Source organism: Escherichia sp. E14V7, from assembly GCF_004212225.1.
In the GTDB taxonomy this organism is placed as follows: Bacteria; Pseudomonadota; Gammaproteobacteria; order Enterobacterales; family Enterobacteriaceae; genus Escherichia.
This window is the reverse complement of the sequence record NZ_RHJJ01000007.1, coordinates 209,829-230,503: the sequence shown is the minus strand read 5'-3', so window position 1 is coordinate 230,503 and position 20,675 is coordinate 209,829. Positions and strand designations below refer to the sequence as shown.

General features: G+C 50.6%; 16 protein-coding genes. 4 read left to right on the top strand and 12 right to left on the bottom strand.

The window, feature by feature from the left end:
- Nucleotides 1-97: 97 nt before the first annotated feature.
- From bamA to rpsB, 9 genes are all read right to left on the bottom strand, one after another.
- Nucleotides 98-2,530 carry an outer membrane protein assembly factor BamA gene (gene bamA, locus D9741_RS09750; RefSeq protein ID WP_130217324.1) on the bottom strand — a complete coding sequence of 811 codons (2,433 nt, stop codon included), beginning with the start codon at nt 2,528-2,530 and terminating at the stop codon, nt 98-100.
- A 29-nt stretch (nt 2,531-2,559) separates the two neighbouring features.
- Entirely contained in the window at nt 2,560-3,912 is a 1,353-nt protein-coding gene (gene rseP / locus D9741_RS09745; RefSeq protein WP_130217326.1) for a sigma E protease regulator RseP, read from the bottom strand.
- An 11-nt stretch (nt 3,913-3,923) separates the two neighbouring features.
- Entirely contained in the window at nt 3,924-4,781 is an 858-nt protein-coding gene (gene cdsA / locus D9741_RS09740) for a phosphatidate cytidylyltransferase (RefSeq protein WP_130205024.1), read from the bottom strand.
- A 12-nt stretch (nt 4,782-4,793) separates the two neighbouring features.
- Entirely contained in the window at nt 4,794-5,552 is a 759-nt protein-coding gene (gene ispU / locus D9741_RS09735) for a (2E,6E)-farnesyl-diphosphate-specific ditrans,polycis-undecaprenyl-diphosphate synthase (protein WP_112014149.1), read from the bottom strand.
- 188 nt (nt 5,553-5,740) lie between these two features.
- On the bottom strand, nt 5,741-6,937 hold the full coding sequence (gene ispC, locus D9741_RS09730; RefSeq protein WP_130217328.1) for a 1-deoxy-D-xylulose-5-phosphate reductoisomerase: 1,197 nt from the start codon (nt 6,935-6,937) through the stop codon (nt 5,741-5,743).
- 92 nt (nt 6,938-7,029) lie between these two features.
- Nucleotides 7,030-7,587, bottom strand: coding sequence for a ribosome recycling factor (frr, locus tag D9741_RS09725; protein WP_000622419.1), 558 nt, complete (start codon nt 7,585-7,587; stop codon nt 7,030-7,032).
- A 291-nt stretch (nt 7,588-7,878) separates the two neighbouring features.
- The gene (gene pyrH, locus D9741_RS09720) at nt 7,879-8,604 is read right to left on the bottom strand and encodes a UMP kinase (protein WP_000224573.1); all 726 of its coding nucleotides are present in this window, start codon (nt 8,602-8,604) and stop codon (nt 7,879-7,881) included.
- 146 nt (nt 8,605-8,750) lie between these two features.
- Nucleotides 8,751-9,602 carry a translation elongation factor Ts gene (gene tsf, locus D9741_RS09715; RefSeq protein ID WP_000818112.1) on the bottom strand — a complete coding sequence of 284 codons (852 nt, stop codon included), beginning with the start codon at nt 9,600-9,602 and terminating at the stop codon, nt 8,751-8,753.
- A gap of 257 nt (nt 9,603-9,859) precedes the next feature.
- Entirely contained in the window at nt 9,860-10,585 is a 726-nt protein-coding gene (gene rpsB / locus D9741_RS09710) for a 30S ribosomal protein S2 (protein WP_000246884.1), read from the bottom strand.
- Between the two features lie 367 nt (nt 10,586-10,952).
- On the opposite strand from rpsB, the gene map reads away from it, so the two are divergent.
- The 4 genes from map to D9741_RS09690 all read left to right on the top strand — a co-directional run bounded on the left by map (nt 10,953) and on the right by D9741_RS09690 (nt 16,148).
- On the top strand, nt 10,953-11,747 hold the full coding sequence (gene map, locus D9741_RS09705; protein WP_001018190.1) for a type I methionyl aminopeptidase: 795 nt from the start codon (nt 10,953-10,955) through the stop codon (nt 11,745-11,747).
- Between the two features lie 179 nt (nt 11,748-11,926).
- Nucleotides 11,927-14,599 (top strand): bifunctional uridylyltransferase/uridylyl-removing protein GlnD, encoded by a 2,673-nt coding sequence (gene glnD, locus D9741_RS09700; protein WP_130217330.1) that lies wholly within the window; start codon nt 11,927-11,929, stop codon nt 14,597-14,599.
- Between the two features lie 30 nt (nt 14,600-14,629).
- Nucleotides 14,630-15,454, top strand: coding sequence for a 2,3,4,5-tetrahydropyridine-2,6-dicarboxylate N-succinyltransferase (gene dapD / locus D9741_RS09695; RefSeq protein ID WP_001186656.1), 825 nt, complete (start codon nt 14,630-14,632; stop codon nt 15,452-15,454).
- 307 nt (nt 15,455-15,761) lie between these two features.
- Nucleotides 15,762-16,148: a DUF3461 family protein gene (locus D9741_RS09690; RefSeq protein ID WP_000272188.1), complete on the top strand. Its 387-nt coding sequence runs from the start codon at nt 15,762-15,764 to the stop codon at nt 16,146-16,148.
- 88 nt (nt 16,149-16,236) lie between these two features.
- On the opposite strand, the gene cdaR is transcribed toward D9741_RS09690, so the two are convergent.
- The 3 genes from cdaR to dgt form a co-directional block, all read right to left on the bottom strand.
- Entirely contained in the window at nt 16,237-17,394 is a 1,158-nt protein-coding gene (gene cdaR / locus D9741_RS09685) for a DNA-binding transcriptional regulator CdaR (RefSeq protein WP_130217332.1), read from the bottom strand.
- A 154-nt stretch (nt 17,395-17,548) separates the two neighbouring features.
- Nucleotides 17,549-18,976 carry a serine endoprotease DegP gene (gene degP / locus D9741_RS09680; RefSeq protein ID WP_130205012.1) on the bottom strand — a complete coding sequence of 476 codons (1,428 nt, stop codon included), beginning with the start codon at nt 18,974-18,976 and terminating at the stop codon, nt 17,549-17,551.
- A gap of 129 nt (nt 18,977-19,105) precedes the next feature.
- A complete protein-coding gene (gene dgt, locus D9741_RS09675) occupies nt 19,106-20,623 on the bottom strand; it encodes a dGTPase (protein ID WP_130217334.1) in 1,518 nt (505 codons plus the stop codon).
- Between the last annotated feature and the right edge of the window lie 52 nt (nt 20,624-20,675).

The window sequence follows — 20,675 nt, the reverse complement described above, 5'->3', positions numbered from 1 at the left end:
GCACCGGAGGGTGCAGTTCTTTGCGTGGCCCGGCGATCTTATCGTGATCGCCTAAAGTCATCGCTACACTACCACTACATTCCTTTGTGGAGAACACTTACCAGGTTTTACCAATGTTAAACTGGAACTGTTCAGCCTTGTCTCCATCGTACTTTTTGAACGGCTGGGCGTAGGAGAACACCAACGGCCCCAATGGGGACATCCATTGTAATGCGATACCCGCAGACATACGGATATTGCTTGGATCACTATAGTCCGGATATCCAGAGTACTGACTAGAATCCCAGTTAGTATCCCAAACGGTACCCATATCCCAGAAGAAGGAGGTACGGACCGAGTTGGCATACTTGTCGCTAATGAACGGCGTCGGAGTGATGAGTTCCAGGCTGGCAACCGCCATAGCGTTCCCCCCAATTGCATCATCCGATTTACACAGGTCGGTTGCTCCGTCCTGAGTTGCACATTCATAATCGTAGTCCGGATCATAATCACTGGCCTGATGCGGGAAGTAAACCGCTTTCGGACCGATGGTATTGGACTGGAAGCCACGCACGGTGCTGGAACCACCGGCATAGAAGTTTTCATAGAACGGCATTTCTTTGCCGCCTAAACCATCACCGTAGCCCCAGCGAGTACGTCCCAGAACAACCCATTTGTGATCGTCGTCGATCGGCACATAGGTCGCCGTGTCTAACGTCACTTTATAGTATTCGTTATCCGATCCCGGAATGGTCACTTTACCGGTCAGGTTGACACGGGAACCATCCGTCGGGAAATAACCACGGTCGAGCTTGTTATAGGTCCAACCATAGTTAAACGTGAAGTCGTCCGTTTTGAAGCTGTTATCCTGATCAGAGGTGTTTGGATGTTCACCCATAGAGTAGAGATAACGCCACATCGCAACCTGCGGCTGCATGTTGGAGAGGGAGTTATGGACATAACCCAGACCTGCACGCAGCGAGTTATATTCGTTGATCGGGAAGCCCAATGTTACGTCTGTACCATAACTCTTGTTGGTATAGTCGGACAGGTCAGCGTCATCTGCCTGGAAGTCATTATAGAAGACACGACCGCCGAGGCTTACACCATCTACAGTGAAGTACGGGTTGGTTACCGACAATTCAGCATAGGTCTGGTAATCGTTTTTGGTCCCGTTGATACCAACAGCATAACCGGTACCTAACCAGTTATCCTGCTGCACGCCAGCCTGGAAGCTCACACCACTTTCAGTACCGTAACCAATACCAAAGTTGAAGCTACCGGTGTTGCGCTCTTTTACCTTGTAGACCACGTCAACCTGGTCCGGGCTACCCGGAACACGTTGGGTATCGGTATCAACCGTTTCAAAGAAGCCCAGACGATTCAGACGTTCTTTACCCTGATCGACCAGGTCGCTGCCTAACCAGGCACCTTCCATCTGGCGCATTTCTCGGCGCAGGACGGCATCTTTCGAGGTGTCGTTACCTTCAAAACGGATCTTACGTACGTAGAAACGGTTACCCGCATCAACGTTCACACGTAATTTAACGGTTTTGTCGGCGTCGTTGATTTCAGGCATCGACTGCACGCGCGGATAGGCATAACCGTAGCGACCGAGAAGTTTTTTAATGTCATCTTCCATTTTGGTCACTTTGGTGCCGTTATACAGCTCACCCGGCTCGATCTTAGTCAACTGTTCGATTTCCGCAGAGTGCCCGGCAAGGTTACCGCTCACTTCAACGCCAGAGAGTTTGTACTGATCGCCTTCGGTGATGTTTACCGTGACGTAGATACCTTTTTTATCTGGAGTCAGACTGACCTGGGTAGAGTCGATGTTGAAACGGGCATAACCGCGATCCAGATAGTAGCTGCGCAGGGTTTCAAGGTCGCCCGCCAGTTTCTGTTTCTGATATTTACGATCGCCTACCACGTTCCACCACGGCACTTCATCACGCAGTTGGAAATGAGAGATCAGTTCGTCGGTGGTGAAAGCATGATTACCAACAATGTTGATTTGCTGGATTTCAGCTGACACACCTTCCTGGAACACCAGTTTTAGGTCAACACGGTTACGCGGCAGTGGGGTCACGACAGCTTTTACGCTGGCGCTGTATTTACCGACGCTGTAGTAGAAGTCTTCCAGACCTTTCTCGATATCGGCAATGGTGGTGCGATCGAGGGATTCCCCCACTCGCACGCCAGAAGCCTCGAGGTTTTGCTTCAGCATGTCATCTTTCACCGATTTGTTACCGGAGAAAGTGATGCTGGCAATGGTCGGACGTTCTTTTACCTGAACCAGAAGGGTATCACCATCACGAAGGACGCGAACATCCTCAAAGTTGCCGGTAGCAAACAGAGCGCGAATGGTATTACTGATATCTTCATCATTAACCGTGTCGCCTGTGCGCACCGGCATACTGAGGAGGGCCGCACCAACGGCGACACGCTGAAGGCCTTCGAAATGAATGTCTTTCACTACGAACCCTTCAGCACCGTATACGGTGGCGCTGCTAAACAGCAGCGACGCTATGAGCAACTTTTTCATCGCCATCGTTATTATGCGTTCTTCCTAACTAACTCTCATAACCGAGAGAAATCATTGAAAAGTGCAAGCCCCATTAACAGCACCAGCAGAATCGAGCCAATGCGATAACAAAAGTCTTGAACCCGCTCGGATACCGGTCCGCCCTTGATCTTTTCGATCGCAAGGAACAGCAGATGCCCCCCGTCAAGTACGGGCAACGGAAACAGGTTAATTATCCCTAAGTTCACGCTAATAAGCGCAAGGAACGGCAGGTAATAAACAACCCCGAGTTCCGCTGTCATCCCAGCCCCCTTGGCGATAGAGATCGGCCCACTGAGGTTGTTCAGTTTCACATCACCGGTGATCAATTTTCCCAGCATACTGACCGTCAGCTTCATCAATTGCCACGTTTTGTCCGTGGCTTCAACGATGGCGTTGAACGGTCCATACTGGCGTACAACTTTATACTCATCTGGCAAAGGAATGACTTTCGGCTCAATGCCGGCAAAACCAATCGCTTTACCCTTACCCGGTTTGCTCTCCGGGATTAATGTCAAAGACAAGGGACTCCCCTGCCTTTCGATATCTAACGCTAACGGTTTATCCGGGTTATCCCGGACAAGCATCACAAACGTCAGCCATTGCGTTAATGGCTGACCATCGACTTTAACGATCCTGTCGCCTGCTTGCAAACCCGCCTTACTTGCCGCTGAGTTTGGTGACACATTTTCCAGTACAGGTTCAATTTGCGGCCCACGAGGGCGAATCCCCAAAGAAGATACCGGATCTTCCTTATCAGGCTCAAACGCCCAGTTTCGCAAATCAAGCTTTACATCTCGTCGTTGATCGCTGCCAAAAGGTGCCACCGTAAGGGTGGTGCTTTCGTCGCCGATTTTGTCAACCAGTTGTAAGCGCACGGCATCCCAATCAGGCGTTTCGATACCATCTACAGCTTTTAGTTCCGTGCCAGGTACAATTTGTGCTTGTGCGGCAATCGAGTTGGCTGATATTTCACCAACAACCGGGCGAACGCCGGGAACACCAATGATAAAAACCAGCCAGTAAGCAAAGATAGCAAAAATGAAGTTTGCAACCGGACCTGCGGCGATTATCGCTGCTCGCTGGCCAACAGTTTTATTGTTGAAGGCATGGTGGCGAAGTTCCGGAACAACCGGTTCTGCGCGCTCATCCAGCATTTTGACATAACCGCCCAGGGGGATCAGGGCGATGACATATTCGGTGCCGAGTTTGTCAGTGCGGCGCCAGAGCGCCTTACCAAAACCTATCGAGAAACGCTCAACGCGAACACCACAGCGCCGGGCAACCCAGAAATGACCAAATTCATGCACGGTGATAAGCACACCCAGTGCAACGATGAACGAAGCCAAATCCCAGAGAAAACTCAGCATAATACCTTCCGTTAAAGCGTCCTGAATACCAGCAACAACAGGCAAGCAAAGACCGGCACCGCAGCCGTCAGGCTATCAATACGATCTAAAATACCACCGTGTCCTGGAATTAAATGACCGCTGTCCTTAATTCCTGCTTCGCGCTTAAACATGCTCTCAGTTAAGTCGCCGAGCACAGAAGCTAACGCTGCGACAATGGAGCAAATGAGTAAGGTGACGGGGGCGACGTCGAGATTCGCCCACATACCGTAACCCCATGAGATTACTGCTGCGGTCGCGAGTCCGCCAATAAAACCTTGCCAGGTTTTACCCGGAGAAACCTTCGGCGCCAGCTTATGTTTGCCAAATAATTTGCCAAACATATATGCCCCTGAGTCAGCTCCCCAGACCAGGATCATGACATAGAGCAGCCATATCGCGCCACTGTAATGATTCTCGTCATAGTGCCACGCACGTAACGTCAGCATGCCCCAAAAGAAAGGCACAATGGTTAATACACCGAAAATAATGCGTAACGTTTTAGAGTTTCGCCAGATTGCCGCCGAACCGGGGTAAAATAGCACCAATAATAACGCAACACCCCACCAACCAAGCGAAGCCCAAAGTGAGACTTCAACCAGTGGTTGATGAATATTCCGATGATATTCCGGCAATAGAAAAAGCATCAGCGCCAGCAATAACCCGCACAGCACCGCCAGCCATACCCGCTGCGAGCGAGTGGTAAAACCGCTAAGCTGTCCCCATTCCCACGCCGCCAGCATACAAACTACCAGCGTAACAATGGCGAACCCCACCGGCGGCAACAAAAACAGCGCCGCGATGACTACGGGTATTAAAACAAAAGCAGATATCAGGCGATACTTCAGCAAAAGCGACCCCCATCAGGCTGTTTCATCACCGGGCTCGGTGCCGCCGAAACGACGCTCACGATTAGCAAAGGCATTTAACGCCCCTTCAAAGTCTTGTTCATCGAAATCGGGCCAAAGAACATCTGTAAAGTAAAGTTCGGCATAGGCAATTTGCCAAAGCAAAAAGTTACTAATGCGATGCTCCCCCCCAGTCCTAATTACTAAATCTACAGGGGCCAGTTCATGCATACAGACATGCTGGTTAAGCATCTCTTCATCTATCTGATCCGGTTGCAGGTTTCCTTGCTGCACCTTTTCAGCCAGTTGCCTGACTCCCTGGGCAATATCCCAACGTCCACCGTAGTTCGCCGCAATATTTAGCGTCAGACCGGTATTCCCGGCAGTTAACGCTTCAGATTTACGAATACGTTCTTGCAAACGCGAGTTAAAGCGACTGGTATCGCCAATAATACGCAGACGCACGTTATGTCGGTGCAGGCTTTTTACTTCGCTATCAAGCGCCCACACAAACAGTTCCATTAACGCACTGACTTCCTGCGCTGGTCGGTTCCAGTTTTCACTACTAAAGGCATACAGCGTTAACGCCTCAATACCGTTGTTGGCCGCAAAAGAGACAGCCCGGCGGACGGATTTTGCCCCGGCTTTATGCCCAAAGGCACGAATCTTCCCTTGCTTTTTTGCCCAGCGACCATTGCCGTCCATAATGATCGCAACATGGCGACAGCCATGTGCTGGCAATTTTTCGCTAAGTGGTTGAGTAGCAGACAACATCACGCGTTTTTTATTCCCTGATAGGGTTTACGGTACTCAGGAATACTGAAGCCTATACAAAAAAAAGCCGTGTAAAACCACGGCATATCTGACCTTACAAAGCCAACTACTGACGATCAGATGGCGCAGACTATATCACTGAAGCCCTACGCTAACAAATAGCACGACTCTCTGTAGCCGGATTATCCTCAGCTTGCGAGACGCATCACCTCTTTTCTGGCGACCTCACGCGCATCGGCATCAACAGACAACACATCGTCCACACATTGTGGTTCGCGCATATCCATTTTTTCCAGCACGGATAAATTCAACGCGGCGATATCCGTAAAGCGGATTTGTTGCGCAAGAAAGGCTGCAACAGTGATTTCGTTTGCGGCATTCAACGCGGTCGTCGCTGCCTGGCCCTGTTCGAACGCCTTCATCGCCAGTTTCAGGCATGGATAACGCTCATAATCCGGTGCGGCAAATGTCAACGCACTTAATTTGCAAAAATCGAGCGGCTTCACGCCAGAGTTCACGCGATTCGGCCATGCCATGGTGTGGGCAATTGGCGTACGCATGTCGGGTTCGCCCAATTGCGCCAGAACGCTGCCGTCCTGATAACGCACCATCGAGTGAATCACTGACTGCGGGTGAATCAGCACTTCCATCTGGCTGGCGCTGGCGTTAAACAACCAGCGAGCTTCAATGTATTCCAGACCTTTGTTCATCATGGTAGCCGAATCGACAGAAATTTTACGTCCCATCGACCAGTTCGGATGACGGCAAGCTTGATCGGGCGTCATTGTTGCCAAATCGCGCAATGGCGTCTCACGGAAAGGGCCACCAGACCCGGTAAGTAAAATGGACACCACGCCATTTTGCTCAAGGTCAGCGTATCCCAGATTATGCTGAATAGGTTGCGGTAAACTCTGAAAAATGGCGTTGTGTTCGCTATCGACCGGTAATAACTGTGCTTTACTCTGCTTTACTGCGTCCATAAACAGACGTCCGCAGGTGACCAGTGATTCTTTGTTTGCCAGCAAGATGGTTTTACCGGCGCGGATCGCTGCAAGGGTAGGTAACAGGCCAGCAGCGCCCACAATCGCCGCCATCACCTGATCAACATCTTCAAGCGCCGCCATATCGCAGGCAGCTTGTTGCCCGCTTAAGACTTCGGTGCGGCTACCCTGTTGCTGTAGCATCGTTTTAAGAAGTTTCGCACTCGCTTCATCGTCCATAACAGCATAGCGGGGAGAGAACTCCAGGCACTGTTCTACCATGCGAGTGACATTTTTGCCTGCCACCAGCGCAACTACGCGGAAGTGTTCGGGATTATGGCGCACCACGTCCAGCGTGCTGCAACCAATCGAGCCGGTCGAGCCCAGAATGGTGAGTTGCTTCATGAAACATCCAGAGTTGAGACAGAATAAAAAGCAAAACGCCGCCAGCCGATCCGCAAGGATCTACTGAGCGGCGTTTTTTGTCGTTCAAGAAATCAGAACTGCATCAGTTCTGCTTCTTTGTCTGCCAGCGCCGCTTCAATTTTCTTGATTGCAGCATCAGTCAGTTTCTGTACATCGTCCTGAGAACGGCGATCGTCGTCTTCGCTGATCTCTTTTTCTTTCAACAGTGCTTTCACTTTGTCGTTCGCATCACGACGCACGTTACGTACTGCAACACGCGCCTGTTCAGCTTCGCCACGAACGATTTTGGTCAGATCTTTACGACGCTCTTCCGTCAGCGGCGGCAGCGGAACACGAATGTCGCTACCCGCAGAGTTCGGGTTCAGGCCGAGATCGGACGCCATAATCGCTTTTTCAACGGCCGGAGACATTGAACGGTCAAACACGTTGATTTTCAGAGTACGGGAATCTTCTACCGTTACGCTTGCCAGCTGACGCAGCGGCGTTGGCGTGCCGTAATATTCCACGACAATGCCATCCAGCAGGCTGGGAGAAGCACGACCCGTGCGTATTTTGCTGATTTGGGTTTTGAACGCTTCAACGCATTTGTCCATGCGTACTTCAGCATCTTTTCTGATATCGCTAATCACGTTACGAATCCTTGAAAACTTGTCTCAGTCAGACCAGACAGTCACACACAGTGGAAGTGTGCTAAGTATAGCCCTGATTAAACATATTACGGGTAATTGTCTGGATTATTAGGCTATTTTATTTGCCATTTTGGCCCCGGGCAGTGCTCGCCATCCTCACATACTTATGTACGCTCCGGTTGCTGCGCACTGGCCGTGACCAGACTGCCTGCAACAATAACGCCTTATAACCAGACTTACGCCCCCGCGATACTTATGCGGAATCTTACCCTTATTTATCCATCACGGGAATTATTCCGTGATTAATGTTCCTTCTTTTTCACCCATTACCACACGGCGCAGTGCACCCGGTTTGTTCATGTTGAAAACACGAATCGGTAATTTGTGGTCACGAGCCAGCGTAAAGGCCGCCAGGTCCATGACTTTCAGCTCTTTTTCCAGCACTTCGCTGTAAGTCAGCTGCTCATACATAGTTGCAGTTGGATCTTTCGCTGGATCAGCGGTAAACACACCATCAACTTTGGTCGCTTTCAGCACCACATCGGCTTCAATTTCGATACCACGCAGGCAAGCTGCGGAGTCAGTGGTGAAGAATGGATTACCCGTACCGGCAGAGAGGATCACCACACGGTTGTTACGCAACAGGCTGATTGCTTCTGCCCAGCTGTAACTGTCGCACACGCCATTCAACGGAATAGCGGACATCAGACGAGCGTTCACATAGGCGCGGTGTAGTGCATCACGCATTGCCAGACCGTTCATTACGGTAGCCAGCATCCCCATGTGGTCGCCCACAACGCGGTTCATACCCGCTTTCGCCAGACCAGCGCCACGGAACAGGTTACCCCCACCAATCACCACACCAACCTGAATACCCAGTTCAACCAGCTCTTTGATTTCCTGAGCCATGCGATCCAGTATGCTTGCATCAATACCGAAGCCTTCCGTGCCCTGCAGAGCTTCGCCACTCAACTTAAGCAGAATGCGTTTATAGACGGGTTTTGCATTGGTAGCCATGTTTCTTTCCTGAGACTGTCAACGATTGAAATGAATTAATACTAGCGACATTGTACGTCGCTTTTCAGCGCAGCCCCATAAGGGTTAGCTGAATTTACAAGATGGGCGCAAAAAGAAGCCGCCCTCAGGCGGCTCCTTTTCGATAATTAAGACTGCTTGGACATCGCAGCAACTTCTGCTGCAAAGTCAGTCTCAACTTTCTCGATGCCTTCACCTACTTCGAAGCGGATGAAGCCAGTCACTTCAGCGTTATGCTCTTTCAGCAGCTGACCAACAGTTTTTGCCGGTTCCATAACGAACGGCTGACCGGTCAGAGAAACTTCGCCGGTGAATTTCTTCATGCGGCCTTCAACCATTTTCTCTGCGATTTCTTTCGGCTTACCAGACTGCATCGCGATGTCCAGCTGTACCTGGTATTCTTTCTCTACCACTTCAGCGGATACATCTTCTGGTTTGATGAATTCTGGTTTGCTTGCAGCAACGTGCATAGCGATGTGTTTAACCAGCTCTTCGTCAGCGCCTTTAGCAGCAACCAGAACGCCGATACGCGCACCGTGCTGATAAGAACCCAGAACGTCGCCTTCCAGTGCAGCAACGCGGCGAATGTTGATGTTTTCACCAATTTTCGCTACCAGCGCAACGCGTTCTTCTTCGAACTGTGCTTTCAGAACTTCAACGTCAGTGATTTTGCCAGCTACAGCTGCGTCCAGAACTTTGTCTGCGAACGCCTGGAAACCAGCGTCTTTCGCTACGAAGTCAGTCTGGCAGTTAACTTCCAGAATGATGCCGTAGTTGCCGTCGATTTTGGTTTTGATCACGCCGTCAGCAGCAACGTTGCCTGCTTTTTTCGCTGCTTTAATAGCACCGGACTTACGCATGTTTTCGATTGCCAGCTCGATGTCGCCGTTAGCTTCAGTCAGTGCTTTTTTGCAATCCATCATGCCTGCGCCAGTACGCTCACGCAGCTCTTTTACCAGGGATGCGGTAATTTCAGCCATTCTAAAATCCTCGGAGATGTGATCTGCCCGGCGTTAAACCGCACAGATATAAAAGTGAAAAAGGGGGCCATATGCAGGCCCCCTAACCAAACGTGTACTACCTGGTCTATAAGGGCTCTCCCCCTTCATATTTCGCGCCGCAGATGCGTTATCTTCGCTCGCTCATCCCGGTCACTTACTGATGTAAGCTCCCGGGAATTCTCGAGCTTGCCGCCTTTCTGCAACTCGAACTATTTTGGGGGAGTTATCAAGCCTTATTACTCAGCTTCTACGAAGCTTTCTTCCGCCTGGGAAGCCAGATCCTGAGAACGGCCTTCACGTACGGTTGCAGCAACAGCGCCCAGGTACAGGGTCACAGCACGGATTGCGTCGTCGTTACCCGGAATAACGAAGTCAACACCGTCCGGATCAGAGTTGGTATCAACGATAGCAAATACCGGAATACCCAGGTTGTTTGCTTCTTTGATAGCAATGTGTTCGTGGTCAGCATCGATTACAAACAGAGCGTCCGGCAGACCGCCCATGTCTTTGATACCGCCCAGGCTGTTTTCCAGTTTCTCCAGCTCACGAGTGCGCATCAGCGCTTCTTTCTTGGTCAGCTTTTCGAAAGTACCGTCCTGAGACTGAGTTTCCAGGTCTTTCAGACGTTTGATGGACTGACGAACGGTTTTCCAGTTAGTCAGCATACCGCCCAGCCAGCGATGGTTCACGAAGAACTGGTCGCAGCTCAGAGCAGCGTCTTTCACCGCTTCGCTTGCAGCGCGTTTAGTACCAACGAAAAGGATTTTACCTTTGCGAGAAGCAATCTTGTTCAGTTCAGCCAGAGCTTCGTTGAACATCGGTACAGTTTTCTCAAGGTTGATGATGTGAACTTTGTTACGCGCACCGAAGATGAACGGCTTCATTTTCGGGTTCCAGTAACGGGTCTGGTGACCGAAGTGAACACCAGCCTTGAGCATGTCGCGCATGGAAACAGTTGCCATGATTAAAACCTCTATATAAAAGTTGGGGTTATGCCTCCACGTATCCCATATTACCGACCCCAAAGGGCACCCCGGAATATGTGCCGATACGTGTGTGTTGTTACACAAAGTGAGATTGTCGCTTCCGTCCAGTCTGTGTATACGAAATGGATCGGAAGTCCGGCGCGCTTTATACCACAAATACGTCGCGGACACCAATAATTGTTGGCGCTGTGTACAGCACCAGACGATGAATTTTCTATTATAGAAAACGTTCAGTGGCACGTTTGGCGAAATTCAGAATGATTCTCAATTTGCCCGGGTGTGATACCATTGACAGCACTTACATATATATTGTCGGTATCACCGACGCTGATGGACAGAATTAATGGCTATCTCAATCAAGACCCCTGAAGATATCGAAAAAATGCGCGTCGCTGGCCGCCTGGCTGCCGAAGTGCTGGAGATGATCGAACCGTATGTTAAACCGGGCGTCAGCACCGGCGAGCTGGATCGCATCTGTAATGATTACATTGTTAATGAACAACACGCGGTTTCTGCCTGCCTCGGCTACCATGGTTATCCGAAATCTGTTTGCATCTCTATTAATGAAGTGGTGTGCCACGGTATTCCGGACGATGCCAAGCTGCTGAAAGATGGCGACATCGTTAACATCGATGTCACCGTTATTAAGGATGGTTTCCACGGCGACACCTCGAAAATGTTTATCGTCGGTAAGCCGACCATCATGGGCGAACGCCTGTGCCGCATCACACAAGAGAGCCTGTATCTGGCGCTGCGTATGGTGAAACCAGGCATCAATCTGCGCGAAATCGGTGCAGCGATTCAGAAATTTGTCGAAGCAGAAGGCTTCTCTGTCGTTCGTGAATATTGCGGGCACGGTATTGGTCGCGGCTTCCATGAAGAACCGCAGGTGCTGCACTATGACTCCCCTGAAACCAACGTCGTGCTGAAACCAGGGATGACATTTACTATCGAGCCAATGGTCAACGCGGGTAAAAAAGAGATCCGCACCATGAAAGATGGCTGGACGGTAAAAACCAAAGATCGCAGCTTGTCTGCACAATACGAGCATACTATTGTGGTGACTGATAACGGCTGCGAAATTCTGACGTTACGCAAGGATGACACCATCCCGGCGATAATCTCGCACGACGAATAAGAGGAAGACAAACGCAAAAATGCCTGATGCATCCTACCTTCTCCATTTGCAAGGAGTTGTAGGCTGGATAAGGCGTTCACGCCGCATCCGGCATGAACAAAGCGCACTTTGTCAACAATCTGAAGCCGGCGAATGCCGGCTTTTTTAATGTGATAATGTAATCTTATGGGTGGCGCACGATGAATACCCTTCCAGAACAGTACGCAAATACCGCTCTCCCCACCCTGCCCGGTCAACCGCAAAATCCATGCGCCTGGCCCCGTGATGAATTAACTGTCTGTGGGATAAAAGCCCATATTGATACCTTCCAGCGTTGGCTAGGTGATGCCTTTGATAGTGGGATTTCCGCTGAACAATTGATTGAAGCTCGCACCGAGTTTATCGACCAGCTCATGCAACGGTTATGGATTGAAGCAGGATTCAGCCAGATCGCCGATCTGGCGCTGGTTGCCGTCGGTGGTTATGGTCGTGGCGAGCTGCATCCGCTTTCAGACGTCGATTTACTGATCTTAAGCCGTAAAAAACTTCCGGACGATCAGGCGCAAAAAGTGGGCGAGCTGTTAACGCTGCTCTGGGATGTGAAGCTGGAAGTCGGTCATAGCGTGCGCACGCTTGAAGAGTGCATACTGGAAGGGTTATCGGATTTAACCGTCGCCACCAACCTGATCGAGTCCCGTTTGTTAATTGGCGATGTAGCGCTATTTCTCGAACTGCAAAAGCATATTTTCAGCGAAGGATTCTGGCCGTCCGATAAGTTTTACGCGGCGAAAGTTGAAGAACAAAACCAGCGCCACCAGCGTTATCACGGCACCAGCTACAATCTTGAACCAGACATCAAAAGCAGCCCCGGCGGCTTGCGCGATATCCACACTCTGCAATGGGTGGCCCGCCGCCATTTTGGCGCAACATCACTCGATGAAATGGTCGGATTTGGCTTCTTAACGTCTGCGGAACGTGCAGAGCTAAATGAGTGTTTGCATATTCTCTGGCGAATTCGCTTCGCCCTGCATTTGGTGGTCAACCGTTACGATAATCGCCTGTTATTTGATCGCCAGCTTAGCGTTGCCCAGCGTCTGAATTACGGTGGTGAAGGTAACGAGCCAGTCGAACAGATGATGAAGGATTATTTTCGCGTTACGCGCCGCGTTAGCGAACTTAACCATATGCTATTGCAACTGTTCGACGAGGCTATCCTCGCCCTTCCCGCCGACGAAAAACCACGTCCAATAGACGATGAATTTCAGCTACGCGGCACGCTTATCGATCTGCGCGATGAAACGCTGTTTATGCGCCAACCAGAAGCGATATTACGCATGTTCTATACCATGGTGCGCAACAGTGCGATCACCGGCATTTACTCCACCACACTGCGCCAGTTACGTCATGCCCGTCGCCATCTGCAACAACCGCTGTGCAATATTCCTGAAGCGCGAAAGCTATTTTTGAGCATTCTGCGTCACCCTGGTTCGGTGCGTCGTGGACTGTTACCGATGCATCGCCATAGCGTGCTCGGTGCCTATATGCCGCAATGGTCGCATATCGTCGGGCAGATGCAGTTTGACCTGTTCCACGCCTACACGGTGGATGAACATACTATTCGCGTGATGTTGAAACTGGAGAGTTTTGCCAGTGAAGAAACGCGCCAGCGCCATCCGTTGTGTGTGGATGTCTGGCCGCGATTGCCGTCACCTGAGCTTATCTTTATCGCCGCACTGTTTCACGATATCGCCAAAGGGCGTGGCGGCGACCACTCTATACTCGGCGCACAAGACGTATTGCATTTTGCCGAGCTCCACGGGCTGAACTCGCGCGAAACGCAACTGGTAGCCTGGCTGGTTCGCCAGCACTTGCTGATGTCGGTCACCGCCCAACGCCGCGATATTCAGGATCCGGAAGTCATCAAACAGTTTGCCGAAGAAGTGCAAACGGAAACCCGGCTGCGCTATCTGGTATGCCTGACAGTGGCCGATATTTGCGCCACCAACGAAACACTATGGAATAGCTGGAAGCAAAGCCTGCTGCGCGAACTCTATTTCGCCACCGAAAAACAGCTACGACGCGGGATGCAAAACACGCCGGATATGCGCGAACGGGTTCGCCATCACCAGCTTCAGGCGCTGGCGCTGCTGCGCATGGACAATATCGACGAAGAGGCGCTGCACCAGATTTGGTCGCGCTGTCGCGCTAACTATTTTGTCCGCCATAGCCCAAATCAACTGGCCTGGCATGCGCGCCATTTATTGCAGCATGATTTAAGCAAGCCGCTGGTATTGCTTAGTCCGCAAGCCACACGCGGCGGAACGGAGATATTTATCTGGAGCCCGGACCGCCCCTATCTGTTTGCCGCCGTCTGTGCCGAATTAGACCGCCGCAATTTAAGCGTTCACGACGCACAAATTTTCACCACTCGCGACGGTATGGCGATGGATACCTTCATCGTGCTGGAACCAGATGGCAGCCCGCTGTCCGCAGATCGCCATGAAGTCATTCGTTTTGGACTTGAGCAGGTACTGACGCAAAGTAGCTGGCAGCCACCACAGCCGCGTCGTCAACCGGCCAAACTACGTCACTTTACTGTTGAAACCGAAGTGACGTTTTTGCCTACCCATACCGACCGAAAATCATTCCTCGAACTGATCGCTCTCGACCAACCTGGACTACTGGCCCGAGTTGGGAAAATTTTTGCCGATCTGGGAATTTCGCTTCATGGCGCTCGAATTACAACCATTGGCGAGCGAGTAGAAGATTTATTCATAATCGCTACCGCTGATCGGCGCGCACTTAATAACGAGTTGCAGCAGGAAGTGCATCAGCGGTTGACAGAGGCCCTCAATCCAAACGATAAAGGGTGATGTGTTTACTGATATGAAAAGAGTTTAACAATGCAGCAGTTACAGAACATTATTGAAACCGCTTTTGAACGCCGTGCCGAGATCACACCAGCCAATGCAGACACCGTTACCCGCGAAGCGGTAAATCAGGTGATCGCCCTGCTGGATTCCGGCGCACTGCGTGTAGCGGAAAAAATTGACGGTCAGTGGGTGACGCATCAGTGGTTGAAAAAAGCGGTGCTGCTCTCTTTCCGTATTAATGATAATCAGGTGATCGAAGGGGCTGAAAGCCGCTACTTCGATAAAGTGCCGATGAAATTCGCTAACTACGATGAAGCACGTTTCCAGAAAGAAGGCTTCCGCGTCGTGCCACCAGCGGCAGTGCGTCAGGGCGCATTTATCGCCCGTAATACCGTGCTGATGCCATCTTACGTCAACATCGGCGCATACGTTGATGAAGGTACGATGGTTGATACCTGGGCGACCGTTGGTTCCTGTGCGCAAATCGGTAAAAACGTCCACCTGTCTGGCGGTGTAGGCATCGGCGGTGTACTGGAGCCGTTGCAGGCTAACCCGACCATTATTGAAGATAACTGCTTCATCGGCGCACGTTCTGAAGTCGTTGAGGGCGTGATTGTCGAAGAAGGTTCCGTCATTTCCATGGGCGTATACATCGGTCAGAGCACCCGTATTTACGACCGTGAAACCGGCGAAATCCATTACGGTCGCGTACCGGCAGGTTCTGTGGTGGTATCCGGCAACCTGCCGTCGAAAGATGGCAAATACAGCCTTTACTGTGCGGTTATCGTTAAGAAGGTTGACGCGAAAACTCGCGGTAAAGTTGGTATTAACGAACTGCTGCGTACCATCGACTAAAAGTATGCACACGGGCAGCATGATCCTGCCCGTTTGCTTTCTGGCTCAGATTAATTCGTCCTACTCATTCTTCCCCTTTTTTAAATACTTTTTCATCTTGTTTCGGACTGTCGTGTAATTCGCAAAACGAAGATAAATGTGCTAATCCATCCCCTGGAATATCGCCAGAATAAAGCAGGTAATTTTTTGATTTTTACGCCATGATAGAAGTCTGGAAAAAAGGCTTTCTGCGATCACAGTCGAGCCGGGCGGGCCAGGCCAAATGCTAAGATAAGCACAATTTACTGACTCATTTTGAGGTAACGCTATGTACGACAATCTGAAAAGTCTGGGTATTACCAATCCTGAAGAAATTGATCGTTACAGCCTCCGGCAGGAAGCCAACAACGATATTCTGAAAATCTATTTTCAGAAAGACAAAGGCGAGTTTTTCGCTAAAAGCGTGAAGTTTAAATATCCGCGTCAGCGCAAAACGGTCGTCGCCGATGGTGTGGGTCAGGGTTATAAAGAAGTGCAGGAGATCAGCCCGAATCTGCGTTATATCATTGATGAACTTGATCAAATCTGCCAGCGTGATCGTAGCGAAGTTGATCTTAAGCGTAAGATCCTCGACGACTTACGTCATCTGGAGTCAGTAGTAACCAATAAGATCAGCGAGATTGAAGCCGATCTGGAAAAACTGACGCGTAAATAATCCCAAACTGACGGTTAGCTCGGACAATCCCCTCTTCCCTTCGGGGTGAGGGGAACAAGCCAGCGCCGCCTCGACCTTAACGCGTAACCTACCGTTCTTCATCCAGTTGCAACGCAACATACAGCAGCAACCTGTCATCAAAATTGCCCAAATCCAGCCCGGTCAGTTCCGATATACGATTAAGCCTATACTCCAGGGTATTGCGATGGATAAACAGCGCCTTTGACGTTGCCAGCGGCTGCACATTATGGCGAAACCACGCTGCCAGCGTCCGCCGCAGCAAGCCATTATTATCCATCGCTTTTAGCCGTGCCAGAGGACGCGCCAGTTCGTTGGCTTGCCAGTCGCCACGTAAACTGTCGAGTAATACTGGCAGCATCAGATCCTGATAAAAATAGCAGCGACTTTCTGGCATACGCTGTTTACCCACTACCATCGTTGTTTTCGCCGTGCGATAAGAACGCGCAATACTGCCAGCGCCGGTAAAATAATTGCCCAGTGACACGCGAAAACGCAGCTGACCGTACTCCTTCATACGAGTAATAAGTTGCTCTACTCGCTTACGATGGTCTTCCGCATCCCAGCGCCCAAACGTATTCAACGCCGGTTTCAGCACTACCATTTCGGTTAGCGAGACTATCGCCACTAGATTATTGCGTTCCGGCGTGGTGAGTGCATTTTGCAGTTGCTGTAGTTCCGCCATCGCACTGTCCACGCCAAGTTGGCCGCTGTCGACCTCGACAATGGCTACCACGCGGGGTTGATTGAGATCGATACCCAGTCGTTGCGCCCATTCAGTTAACGCTGGCGTATTTTCTTCAGCCTGAATCAGGTGCATGACTAACTCTTCACGCAGTCGGCTATCCTGCGCCAGCAAGTGCATCAACCGCGACTGTTCCAGCATCATCTCCGCCGTCATACAGACCAGTTCACCATATTTGCGCAAATGCTCCGGTTCACCGGTCAGGCCGATAACGCCGACAATCTCGCCTTCCAGCCTTAACGGCAGGTTAATCCCCTGACGTACACCGTGCAGATGGCGCGCTACCGCATCATCGATATCGACCACCCGCCCTTGCGACAGTACCAGTAATGCACCTTCGTGCAATTCACCAATACGCTCACGATCGCCGCTGCCGATAATTCGCCCGCGAGCATCCATTACGTTGATATTGGTATCGATGATGCGCATAGTACGCGCCACGATATCCTGCGCCATTTTGGTATCAAGATGCCAGCCAGCCATAAGCCCTCCGTTGTGCACGGTTTAGCATAAGGAAGTACGCAACGCACAGCATTGTGCAAATGCACAAAGGACGGCGGAGAAATATGGAGTTGTGGAGGGGGTCACAAATTGAAAAGAGAACCCCTTCCCATTTGCAGGAAGGGGTTGAGGGAGATTACTGCATTAACAGGTAGATGGTGCTATCGCCGCGCTGAATGTTCAGCGCCAGCACTGACGGCTTGCTGTCGAGAACTTTACGCAGTTCAGCGATGTTTTTCACTGTCTGCTGGTTCGCGCCAATAATCACATCACCTTTTTTCAGGCCAATCTGCGCAGCCGGAGTACCGGTTTTCACGTTGTTCACGACCACGCCCTGATCTTTGCCTTTGTTGCTCATTTCAGCGCCTTCAATACCGTTGAAGATAGAGCTGGAATCAACTTGATTCTGGCTGCTCTGCTGCAGTTCCAGATTCACGTTGACCTGCTTACCATCGCGCAGCAAGCCCAGGGTCAGTTTGCTGCCCACCGGCATAGTACCCACCTGAGCACGCAGTGCGGCAAAGCTGCTGATCGGCTTACCGTTCAGTGAGGTGATCACATCACCCGCTTTAATACCCGCTTTTGCAGCGGAGGAATTCGGCAGAACCTGACTTACGAAAGCGCCACGCTGGGCGTCAACTTTCATCGCTTTCGCCAGTTCAGAGTTCAGCTCAGTACCCATAATGCCCAACTCACCGCGTTTCACCTGGCCGTATTCCACCATCTGTGAGGTCAGGTTTTTCACCATGTTGCTCGGGATAGCAAAACCGATACCGATGTTACCGCCGTCTGGTGCAAGGATCGCGGTGTTAATACCGATCAGTTCACCGTTCAGGTTAACCAGCGCACCACCGGAGTTACCACGGTTGATTGCTGCGTCCGTCTGGATGAAGTTTTCGTAGTTTTCGGCGTTCAGACCGCTACGCCCCAGGGCAGAGACGATACCGGAAGTTACCGTCTCGCCCAGACCAAACGGGTTACCGATAGCGACGGTGTAATCACCCACGCGCAGCGCATCGGAATCCGCCATCTTAATCGCGGTCAGGTTTTTCGGGTTCTGGATCTGGATCAGCGCGATATCAGAGCGCGGATCTTTGCCGACCATCTTCGCGTCGAACTTACGGCCATCGCTCAGTTGAACTTTAATGACCGTCGCGTTATCGACAACGTGGTTGTTAGTCACGACATAGCCTTTATCGGCATCAATGATGACGCCAGAACCCAGCGCCATGAATTTTTGTTGCTGGCCACCGCCGTTACCACCTTGTCCACCGCCCTGACAGAACGGGGAGCTCTGGAACGGAGAACCTTCCTGGCAGAACGGGGAATCATCACCGAAGAACTGCTGGAAATTACGCGGCATACGCGGCGTATTAACGGTTGTGCTACCTTCTACGTTAATGCTGACCACTGAAGGCATCACCTTTTCGAGCATCGGTGCAAGGCTTGGCATCTGCTGGGCTGTCGTTGCTGAAGAAGTCTCAGCCGCCGTTGCAGAGAGCGGAGATAACGCCAAACCTAAACTCAGAGCCAGTGCACTCAGTGCTAATGTGGTTTTTTTCATGTATTTCAGTCTCGATTAACAGATAACGCAAAATTGCTGTGTTCTTCAGATTCGTTTTATAGCGCGAAGTTCCGAACTAAAGTTTCTGCAAAAAGTAAAAATTTATTGTCCGTCTTTACAAAAGCCTGGTTATTGTTCTACGGCCATCAGACGGCGGTATTCATCCCACGCATAAAGGTCTGTCATACCGCTGATATAATCCTGTAACAGCCGGCAGCGGTAATAATATTCCCATAGCGGGAACTCAGGTGAATCTGACGATAATTTACTGACAGCCTCAACATAGGCCAACCGATGACGCGTTGAGAGCTTATGGAATAAACGCGTTTCAATAGGGAAACGTTTCACACGTTCTTTTTCAACAAGTTCGGTAAAGTCTGATAACGACATGTTTAACAACGGTCGATATATCTCTAATAAACCGCTAATCACCCGGTAGCCCTGCAATTCAAGCTGCTCGACATCTGGATGGCTAAACACATGTTTTACAGCGACATTTTTATATAACTTCAGCAACTGGCTACATTCGCTGGCATCCTCTAACAGTGCATGATTAAAGGTTCCGGCAAAAATTGCAGGTAAGTTATCAATAAATCGTTGTGCCGCATACGGCACCAGTTTATTTAAGGTATTTACGCGTAAATACATAAAAAACTGATCTTCCGTGCTACGACTTAAGCTATTTGAGCGCGATTTTTCCCAGGCATTTTCTACCACCTGCGCAAACAGAGAACCGTTCTCATGCTGGCCCCACGCTTCATGCAGATGATGATAAAGCTGTTCAACGGTAAATATTCTTTTTTCTACCGCATCTTCAAGATCAGCCACACAATAAGATATATCGTCGGCCGCTTCCATAATCCACGTTAATGGGAAGCGACTGTAAAGTGCTAAATTAAGTTCTTTACGTAAACGCGCAATATAGAATTCTTCAGAAAGGTAGTAGCCCGGCTTTTTCATTAAATAATCGTGAGTCTCGGGCGTTTCGCCACGCCACCACGCCGGACGGGTATATTTTAAAATACCGCCTACCTGGGCCCAGGTAAGATTCATCCGCATCAATGTATGCACCAGACGAATACCCTGTGCGTTACCTTCAAAATGACATAAGTCCTGACGAATTTTTCGCCGCAGCTCGTTGAGCGGCTCCTCCCCTTCCCTCAATCGCAACGCTGCCACGCTACAGCGATCGTCGGTTAATGGCTGACTTTCGGCATCCGCCGGGTACAAGCGCTGACGGAACCAGTCATTAATGGCTGCCTCGCCGAAATGACCAAACGGCGGATTTCCTATGTCATGCATCAGGCACGACATTTCGACAATGCTTTCAAACGGCCCGGTCAACTCGTCCAGACCGTAAGCCTCCAGCAATTTAAGCTCTTTCAGGCGGCTTAAAATCTCTTTAGCGATATAACGCCCCACCTGCTGAACTTCCATAGAATGGGTAAGACGCGTGCGCACGGCAGCATTGCGCTCAAGTGGGAAGACCTGGGTCTTTTGTTGCAGACGGCGAATCGCCGGGGAGTTGATAATACGCCCGCGATCACTCTCGAAGATCCGCAGGATCTCATGTTCAGTTTTAACGCCCTGCGGTGAACGATAACGACGATGCCAGTTTATTTTATTTCGGAAATCAATCTGTGCCATGTCCTCTCCCGCGTGAGAAATACGCTTCCCCTCAAGCGCATGATAAACTATG